The sequence below is a fragment of the Pseudomonas sp. S4_EA_1b genome, assembly GCF_016307435.1.
Lineage (GTDB): Bacteria > Pseudomonadota > Gammaproteobacteria > Pseudomonadales > Pseudomonadaceae > Aquipseudomonas > Aquipseudomonas rhodesiae.
The window spans coordinates 1-7,679 of record NZ_JAEILC010000190.1; the positions used below are offsets into that span (position 1 = coordinate 1).

General features: G+C 52.1%; 9 protein-coding genes. 5 read left to right on the forward strand and 4 right to left on the reverse strand.

Annotation, left to right across the window (positions count from 1 at the left end; all coding sequences use genetic code 11):
• Nucleotides 1-103: 103 nt before the first annotated feature.
• The 5 genes from YA0848_RS35305 (at nt 104) to YA0848_RS35325 (ending at nt 4,304) form a co-directional block, all read left to right on the forward strand.
• A complete protein-coding gene (locus YA0848_RS35305; protein WP_019821302.1) occupies nt 104-310 on the forward strand; it encodes a co-regulatory protein PtrA N-terminal domain-containing protein in 207 nt (68 codons plus the stop codon).
• A gap of 177 nt (nt 311-487) precedes the next feature.
• Nucleotides 488-2,392 carry a copper resistance system multicopper oxidase gene (locus YA0848_RS35310; protein ID WP_008437439.1) on the forward strand — a complete coding sequence of 635 codons (1,905 nt, stop codon included), beginning with the start codon at nt 488-490 and terminating at the stop codon, nt 2,390-2,392.
• Nucleotides 2,393-2,404: 12 nt separating this feature from the next.
• Nucleotides 2,405-2,650 carry a hypothetical protein gene (locus YA0848_RS35315; protein ID WP_024073347.1) on the forward strand — a complete coding sequence of 82 codons (246 nt, stop codon included), beginning with the start codon at nt 2,405-2,407 and terminating at the stop codon, nt 2,648-2,650.
• On the forward strand, nt 2,622-3,674 hold the full coding sequence (locus YA0848_RS35320; RefSeq protein WP_008437443.1) for a copper resistance protein B: 1,053 nt from the start codon (nt 2,622-2,624) through the stop codon (nt 3,672-3,674). Before YA0848_RS35315 ends, YA0848_RS35320 begins: the two co-directional genes overlap by 29 nt.
• A gap of 162 nt (nt 3,675-3,836) precedes the next feature.
• Complete coding sequence (locus tag YA0848_RS35325) at nt 3,837-4,304, forward strand: DUF411 domain-containing protein (protein ID WP_008437448.1); 468 nt, start codon at nt 3,837-3,839, stop codon at nt 4,302-4,304.
• 303 nt (nt 4,305-4,607) lie between these two features.
• On the opposite strand, the gene YA0848_RS35330 is transcribed toward YA0848_RS35325, so the two are convergent.
• The 4 genes from YA0848_RS35330 to YA0848_RS35345 form a co-directional block, all read right to left on the reverse strand.
• On the reverse strand, nt 4,608-4,805 hold the full coding sequence (locus YA0848_RS35330; RefSeq protein ID WP_008437450.1) for a DUF1289 domain-containing protein: 198 nt from the start codon (nt 4,803-4,805) through the stop codon (nt 4,608-4,610).
• 43 nt (nt 4,806-4,848) lie between these two features.
• On the reverse strand, nt 4,849-5,814 hold the full coding sequence (dmeF, locus tag YA0848_RS35335; RefSeq protein WP_008437453.1) for a CDF family Co(II)/Ni(II) efflux transporter DmeF: 966 nt from the start codon (nt 5,812-5,814) through the stop codon (nt 4,849-4,851).
• Nucleotides 5,815-5,825: 11 nt separating this feature from the next.
• A complete protein-coding gene (locus YA0848_RS35340; protein WP_024073346.1) occupies nt 5,826-6,101 on the reverse strand; it encodes a metal/formaldehyde-sensitive transcriptional repressor in 276 nt (91 codons plus the stop codon).
• Between the two features lie 219 nt (nt 6,102-6,320).
• Nucleotides 6,321-7,646 carry an OprD family porin gene (locus YA0848_RS35345; protein ID WP_008432871.1) on the reverse strand — a complete coding sequence of 442 codons (1,326 nt, stop codon included), beginning with the start codon at nt 7,644-7,646 and terminating at the stop codon, nt 6,321-6,323.
• Between the last annotated feature and the right edge of the window lie 33 nt (nt 7,647-7,679).

The window sequence follows — 7,679 nt, forward strand, 5'->3', positions numbered from 1 at the left end:
TCAGCTCCTGAAACCGCCGTCCTATTGAGCCTCAAGCTCACCCCCTAGAGTCAACGACTGATGTGGATTCAGGGGTCACCAATAATCATCCGAGGCCCCCCAAATGAACCCTATCAAAACCTTGTTCGTCATCGCGGCTCTGACCGTCTCTTCTTTGGCTATGGCTGAAGGGGGTGGTGACCGGACTTTCGCACGCATGGAAGTGGCCAGGAATAATTCGATGGAATCGTACCGAGTAGCTCAAACGCAAAATGCCCAACATCCCGTCGCTGAAAGCAAAGCCAAGGCGATGGATCACAAGAATTGCTAAATAGCTAGCCCTCCAAGCTGACAGAAATGTAATCACTGCGGTGGTTTAAATGTGGCAATTTCTGAGCTCGCTTGCCGTAAGAGTTTGTCTTTTGTGACGGTGGGCAAAGCTGATCCGGGCAACTCATGATCGGTTGTTTCGCACGGCTTCCCTTTTGACTGATTGGAAATAAACGGCATGCATTCCAAAACCTCTAGACGGACATTCGTAAAAGGCTTGGCCGCTGGTGGCATTCTCGGCGGCTTTGGCCTTTGGCGCACTCCAGTATGGGCGGTGACAAGTCCAGGTCTGCCGAGCGTACTCACCGGCAATGAATTTGATCTGTTTATTGGTGAAACACCTGTAAACATTACCGGCTCGCCGCGAACAGCCATGACCATCAATGGATCATTGCCAGGACCTTTGCTGCGTTGGCGCGAAGGAGAGACAGTCACCCTGCGTGTAAAAAACCGCCTGGACCAAGACACCTCAATCCATTGGCACGGGATCATTCTGCCGGCCAATATGGACGGTGTACCTGGCTTGAGTTTCCATGGCATCGCACCCGACGGCATGTACGAGTACAAGTTCAAGGTTCATCAGAATGGTACGTACTGGTACCACAGCCACTCGGGCTTACAGGAGCAGGCAGGGGTTTACGGGCCAATCGTTATCGACTCGAAAGAGCCTGAACCTTTTCAATACAACCGCGACTATGTGGTGATGTTGACTGATTGGACCGATGAAGATCCTAGTCGCGTCATGGCCAAGCTTAAGAAACAGTCGGGCTACTACAACCACCATAAACGCACCGTTGGTGATTTTATCGACGATGTCAGTAAGCAAGGTTGGTCAGCTACAGTAGCTGACAGGAAGATGTGGGCTGAAATGAACATGAGCCCAACCGACCTTGGAGACGTCAGCGCAGATACTTACACCTATCTCATGAATGGCCAGGCGCCAAACGGTAACTGGACCGGTATTTTCAAGCCGGGTGAGAAGCTACGACTACGCTTTATCAACGGCTCGGCGATGAGCTATTTCGACGTCCGCATTCCTGGTTTGAAAATGACCGTTGTGGCCGCCGACGGCCAACACGTCAACCCAGTGAGTGTTGACGAATTCCGCATCGCCGTAGCTGAAACGTATGACGTGATCGTAGAGCCTGCCAGTGAAGAGGCTTACACCATCTTCGCCCAGTCTATGGATCGGACGGGTTATGCACGCGGAACCCTCGCTCTTCGTGAAGGGCTAGTTGCTCAGGTACCTGCTATAGATCCACGTCCAATCGTCACTATGGATGACATGGGGATGGGCGGTATGGCTGGTATGGACCATGGCAGCATGGCTGGTATGGGCGGCGCAGAGAAGACACCAGGTGACATGTCCGGCATGGCGGGCATGGCGGGCATGGACCACAGCAAGATGACCGGTATGGACCAAAGTGACATGACCGGGATGACCGGCATGGACAGCGGTGACATGACTAACATGGCGGGCATGGATCACAGCAAGATGGCTGGGATGGGCAATGGTGATATGTCAGGGATGGCTGGCATGGGTGGTATGGGTGGAGAAATGCAGACACACCCTGCCTCTGAAACCAACAATCCCCTGGTTGATATGCAAGCCATGAATCCAACGCCAAAGCTAAGTGATCCGGGCATAGGCTTGCGGAACAATGGTCGTCGAGTGCTCACTTACTCCGACTTGAAAAGCACTTTCCAAGACCCTGACGGCCGCGAGCCAAATCGTACCATCGAGCTTCATTTGACCGGTCACATGGAGAAGTTTTCGTGGTCGTTCAACGGCATCAAATTCTCTGACGCCGAACCGCTGCGCCTGAAGTATGGCGAGCGTCTGCGCATCACCTTGGTGAACGACACCATGATGACACACCCCATCCACCTTCACGGCATGTGGAGTGACCTTGAGGACGAGAACGGCAAGTTCATGGTGCGCAAGCACACGATCGATATGCCACCAGGTACCAAACGCAGCTATCGAGTCACCGCTGATGCCTTAGGCCGTTGGGCATATCACTGTCACCTGCTTTTCCATATGGAAATGGGCATGTTCCGTGAAGTACGGGTTGATGAGTAAAGGAGACGATCTGTGAGCACATACCGAAATCGTAATTCCCTCGTGGGTTGCCTCTTTGCCGCTGTCCTGCTGGGTGGACTCTCGTCCACGGTGCTGGCAGAGGAAAATGGCAGCGACCATTCAACCACTGTTCCTGTTACAGCAACGGACAAGCCAGCAACGGCAAACGATTCGAAGCTAGATCACGGGGCGATGGACCATAGCCAGATGAGCCATGAGTCGATGGATCATGACCAAAAAACCAAAAAGGCAGATTGAGATCATGACCAGTAAGTTTTTACGCCCAACGCTGATGGCACTTGCAGTCTCTACCGGTCCAGCATTCTTTTTCATGGCTCAAGCCGCTGAAGAGATGGATCCGTCGATGGCGATGCCATCAAGTGCGGACGCAAAGTCTTCAACTGCACAAAAATCCAAACCCGCCAAACCGAAAGATGCCGCGATGGATCACTCCAAGATGGACCACGGCTCAATGGGAGCCATGGACCATAGCAAGATGGGGGCTATGGATCACAGCGATAACGGGCAAATGGACGGTATGGAAAGCATGGATGGAGGGGCGACTACCACAAGCCGAACCCCAATCCCCGTACTTACCGACGCTGACCGGGCCGCCGCTTTTCCAGACTTACCAGGCCATGGTGTGCACGATAAAAAAATTAACTCGTTCATCCTCCTGGATAAATTTGAGTACCAAGACGCTGACAACGGTAGTGCGCTGGCTTGGGATGCAAAAGGGTGGATCGGCGGTGACGTCGATCGCCTATGGTTGCGTTCGGAAGGCGAACGTACCAATGGCGTAACCGAGAACGCTGAACTTCAGGCTCTGTGGGGACACGCCATCGGTCCTTGGTGGGATGTCGTCACCGGCATTCGACAAGACTTCAAACCTGGGTCACCTCAAACATGGGGAGCGCTCGGTATTCAGGGCATGGCCCTCTATAACTTTGAAGCTGAAGCGACTGCTTATATTGGTGAGAACGGTCAAACCGCAGCTCGGTTTGAAGGCGATTACGACATCCTGTTGACCAATCGCCTGATCTTGCAGCCGACCGCCGAAGTAAACTTGTACGGGAAAAATGATCCTCAGCGCGGCATAGGATCTGGATTGGCCAACACCGAACTAGGCCTGCGGTTGCGCTACGAAATTACTCGTCAATTCGCACCCTACATTGGTGTTAGCTGGAATCGCTCATATGGTAAGACGGCTGACCTAGCCAGCGATGAAGGGGAAAAGACAAACGAGGCCCGGTTTGTAGCTGGTATTCGGATGTGGTTCTGAGCGATTTGAGCACTAGCCCTACGAATTCAAATGATCGGGGAGTTGGCTCCCCGACTCTAAAGTAGATCCTTCAATGTAACCTTTGCAGCGGCATGAACGCTTGAGTGGGGTTCTATTGCTTCGTAGAACATCTCGCCGTCTCCAAGGGAAAAGGAAATATTCATGACAGGTAGCTTCCGACTTTCAAGTCGATTTCTGCGTATTGCAACATTCGCTGCGCTGTTCATCGGCTCAACGGCTCAAGCGGCGCAGGCCCTGACCATCGATGTGCATCGAGATGCAAACTGCGGATGCTGCAAAAAATGGATTCAGCATCTTGAGGCCAATGGCTTCACCGTCATTGATCATGTAGAAACCAACATGAGTGCTGTCAAACAAGATCTAGGTGTCGCTCCACGACTCTCGTCTTGTCACACTGCGATGATCAACGGGAAGTTTGTTGAAGGTCATGTGCCAGTTGAGCAAATAATTGCGATGAGTAAGCGTGACGACCTTCTCGGGATCGCTGCTCCTGGAATGCCAGCAGGTTCTCCAGGAATGGAAGTCGACGGAGTACATGAGACCTACCAAATAATCGGCCTGACCAAAGCCGGCGTAGATCAGGTCATTGCTGAATACCCCGCAAACTAATCCCACCTCATCCATTCGGCCACAGCATGGTCCCAGCTCATGGCCATGCAGCGGGACATGCTATGTTGATTTCATTCTCAAGCAATACGCAAAGGACGATCAGCAACAAGCTGTAAAGGCGCGCCTGCGCCGAATCGGATAACCCCGTACCGCTGTCCTCAATAACAATTTGAGATGACGCCATGCTCCGTCTGCTGACAAGCACTGCGCATCTGACCACGATAGTGCTAAGTTCGGGTGGCGTTGCCACTCAGCTTGCCTTTCCGAATCTGGACATCTGTCTCGGCTGAAAGCGTAGAAAAGTTAAATTACAGTGGTTTGAGAGTTCTTTTTTTGCAGGCTTTTCAGACGCAGGGTCGCGCGTTGTACAGCGGCCATTTTTTCTGGACGCTTCATTCGTTTCCATTTTCTGATGTCTTCCTTGGTGCGACCGCAGCTGACGCACAGTTCGCTGTTCAACTGGCAGACAGAAGTACACGGATTCTCGATGTCCTTGGCCATTGGTCAATTCCTCGGCGAACTTATGCGAACTACGGGCTCATTGCTAAGCCTGAACGGCGACCTGATCGGGTGAAACAGCGCCCGGCTTCGTGCGGTACTCAACTGTCAGATGAGTGATCTCATGAACTGTCGCAAGCCGTTCTCGTATGTTTTGTGCATTCACTGCTGGGCTGCCTAGAACACTCACAATAGCGGCGCGGGCTTGCGGCCCTACCTGCCAGACATGAAGATCTATGATCGAAGCATCTCCCTGTCGCTCAACCAGTTCACGAATCTCTTCAGCGACATGATCATCTGTCTGGTCTAGCAATACACTCGCAGTCACCCGCATCAACGACCAAGCCCAGCGTGCGATGACAACTGCACCCACAATCCCCATTGCAGGGTCGAGCCAGACCCAACCAAGGTAACGACCAGCAAGCAGTGCTGCGATGGCCAGAACCGAAGTCAGTGCATCTGCAATGACGTGAATATAAGCAGAGCGCAGATTATTGTCATGACCATGTGCATGGTGAGATTCATCTTGGCCGTGGTCATGCCCATGGTGATGATTATGACCGCCAGACAGCAAAAGCGCGCTCACCACATTCACTGCTAATCCGACAATTGCGATAAGAGTCGCTGTCCCGAATTGCACTTGAGTCGGTTGAAAGAGACGAAATAGCGACTCTCCGGCAATTCCCAAAGAGACCAGTCCCAAAATCAGAGCAGATGCGAAGCCACCCAAGTCTCCAACCTTGCCAGTTCCAAAACTGTAGCGAGCATTTGAGGCATGTCTTTTTGCGTAACCGTAAGCAGCTGCGGCTATGCCAAGTGCTCCAGCGTGTGTTGCCATGTGAAATCCATCAGCAAGCAACGCCATTGAGCCAGTGAGATAACCTGCGGTGATTTCAGCAACCATCATTACGACGGTCAGAGCCACTACCCACAAGGTTCGCTTGGCGTTTTCTTCATGTGATTTCCCCAGGAACATATGGTCGTGGGAATAGTCGGTGTACGAATTACTCATCTGGGCAAATCCTATTTGGAATAGCGGCGAATGGCTTCGAGAAGCTCATCGACGCCTTTCGCTCTTTCTTCGTTGCTGAGTGTCGGATTCGCAACGTGTTCACGAGCGTGGTCTTCGATAATTTCATCCATCAGCCCATTGATAGCGCCACGGGCAGAAGCGACCAAAAGCAGGGTTTTCGAGCAGTCATCATCAGAGTCGAGTGCTCGCTCAATCGCCTGGACTTGCCCAGCGATTCGCTTTACACGCTTAAGAAGATTGTCTTTGCTTGATCTCATATGACCCATACCATACCCCCCCTACCTATATTGAGAGTATGTTCACACGTTCCAATCAGCCATACAACCCCAGGGACGCTCGCCGCCGGGATGGATATACCAACAGTTTCTTCAATCCACAAAAAAAGGCGCCACTAGGGCGCCTAAGCCGTCTCCAAACCAAAGGAGAAACAAGGAGACGGGGTGTATCGGGGATACCGGACAGTTGATGCCGATGGCTAATGCCCGTTAAAGGAGTTGCAGTGGATATTCAACAATCAGTCTGACCTCGTCCAAATCAGATTCGAAATCGGTAGCTCGTGTCGTTGCTTGGCGGACACGTAAAGACATGTCCTTCAGTGAGCCTGACTGGATGACATACTTAGCCTCGATGTCTCGCTCCCAACGCTTTTGGTCCTGCAATGGGGCACCGTCCGCTCCGCGACGCATGTACACGCTGTTTGCGTTGGAATAGTCCGCATCCCAACCCTTAGCGTAGCGGGTCATGAAGCTCAGACCGGGGATGCCGAAAGCCTGCATATCTAGATCGTAGCGCAGCTGCAAGGATTGCTCTTTCGGTGAGTTGAAATCGCTGTACTGAATGGAGTTATCCAAAAAAATTGAGTCGGACTGGCGAAGGTAGTCAAAGTCGTCGTTACCATTATTGCGCTGGTAACCAACGGTCACGGCGTGCGCTCCGAATTTGACCCCGGTCTTGCCGCTCCAGATCTTGTTATCGAAGCTTCCCAGAAGTTTTTCACCCTCATCAACCGCTCGGTAGTAATTAAAGCCGCCAATTAGCGATACGCTTTCTGAGAGTGGATAGCTCAATGTGGTGCCCGCGTAGTATTGGTTCCACACATCCTTGAATTGGCTGGTGTAAAGACTCACACCTACGTGTTCATTGACCGTGTAATCGCCCCCTAGATAAGCGATCCATGGAGCATCTACTACACCGGCGTAAAAAGTTGAAAAGCCGTCACGCATGCTACTGGAATTGGGTTGGCTCATCGCATGCAGCCGGCCCCCCTGAAGGGTCAGGCCTTTGATGCTGGTATTAGTGAACGTTGCACCCCGGAAACTCTCCGGGAGAAGTCGGGAATCCCCATAGGCAACGACAGGCGTCGATGGAAATACGTCGCCTACCTTGACGACTGTATCCAGGAAACGCACTTTTGCGGCCCCGCCTACTTTTGAGTAGGAGTCTTCAGGTTGGCCTTTGCTATTGTGCGGCAAGACATCGACTGAGCTACGGGCTCCCGAGCGACCATCACCTGAATCGAGCTTGAGGCCTTCCATTGCAAACGCATCAATGCCGAAGCCTACGGTACCTTGAGTAAAGCCTGATTCGAATCGGCCAATGATGCCATGAGCCCATTCGGCTGAGTAACCATTGCCCGTGGGGCTTGATTGACCCTTTCGATAATCACGATTGAGATAGAGATTCCGATTGAGAATACTAAAGGTGCTCCCCTCAATGAACCCTTCAGGCTTTTGCTCCACAGCTACTGCAACTTGCCCCATGCTCATGCCAAGGGAAATGAGAGAAAGACCATAAATGCTTTTATTGTTCATTTAACACTCCAGGCTTTAGCTTGGCAGAGTTTG

What these genes read in the sequence shown, in the direction of transcription:
- dmeF (WP_008437453.1), bottom strand. Translation starts at nt 5,814, where the DNA reads ATGAGTAATTCGTACACCGACTATTCCCACGACCATATGTTCCTGGGG.
- YA0848_RS35310 (WP_008437439.1), top strand. Translation starts at nt 488, where the DNA reads ATGCATTCCAAAACCTCTAGACGGACATTCGTAAAAGGCTTGGCCGCT.
- YA0848_RS35305 (WP_019821302.1), top strand. Translation starts at nt 104, where the DNA reads ATGAACCCTATCAAAACCTTGTTCGTCATCGCGGCTCTGACCGTCTCT.
- YA0848_RS35330 (WP_008437450.1), bottom strand. Translation starts at nt 4,805, where the DNA reads ATGGCCAAGGACATCGAGAATCCGTGTACTTCTGTCTGCCAGTTGAAC.
- YA0848_RS35325 (WP_008437448.1), top strand. Translation starts at nt 3,837, where the DNA reads ATGACAGGTAGCTTCCGACTTTCAAGTCGATTTCTGCGTATTGCAACA.
- YA0848_RS35345 (WP_008432871.1), bottom strand. Translation starts at nt 7,646, where the DNA reads ATGAACAATAAAAGCATTTATGGTCTTTCTCTCATTTCCCTTGGCATG.
- YA0848_RS35340 (WP_024073346.1), bottom strand. Translation starts at nt 6,101, where the DNA reads ATGGGTCATATGAGATCAAGCAAAGACAATCTTCTTAAGCGTGTAAAG.
- YA0848_RS35320 (WP_008437443.1), top strand. Translation starts at nt 2,622, where the DNA reads ATGACCAAAAAACCAAAAAGGCAGATTGAGATCATGACCAGTAAGTTT.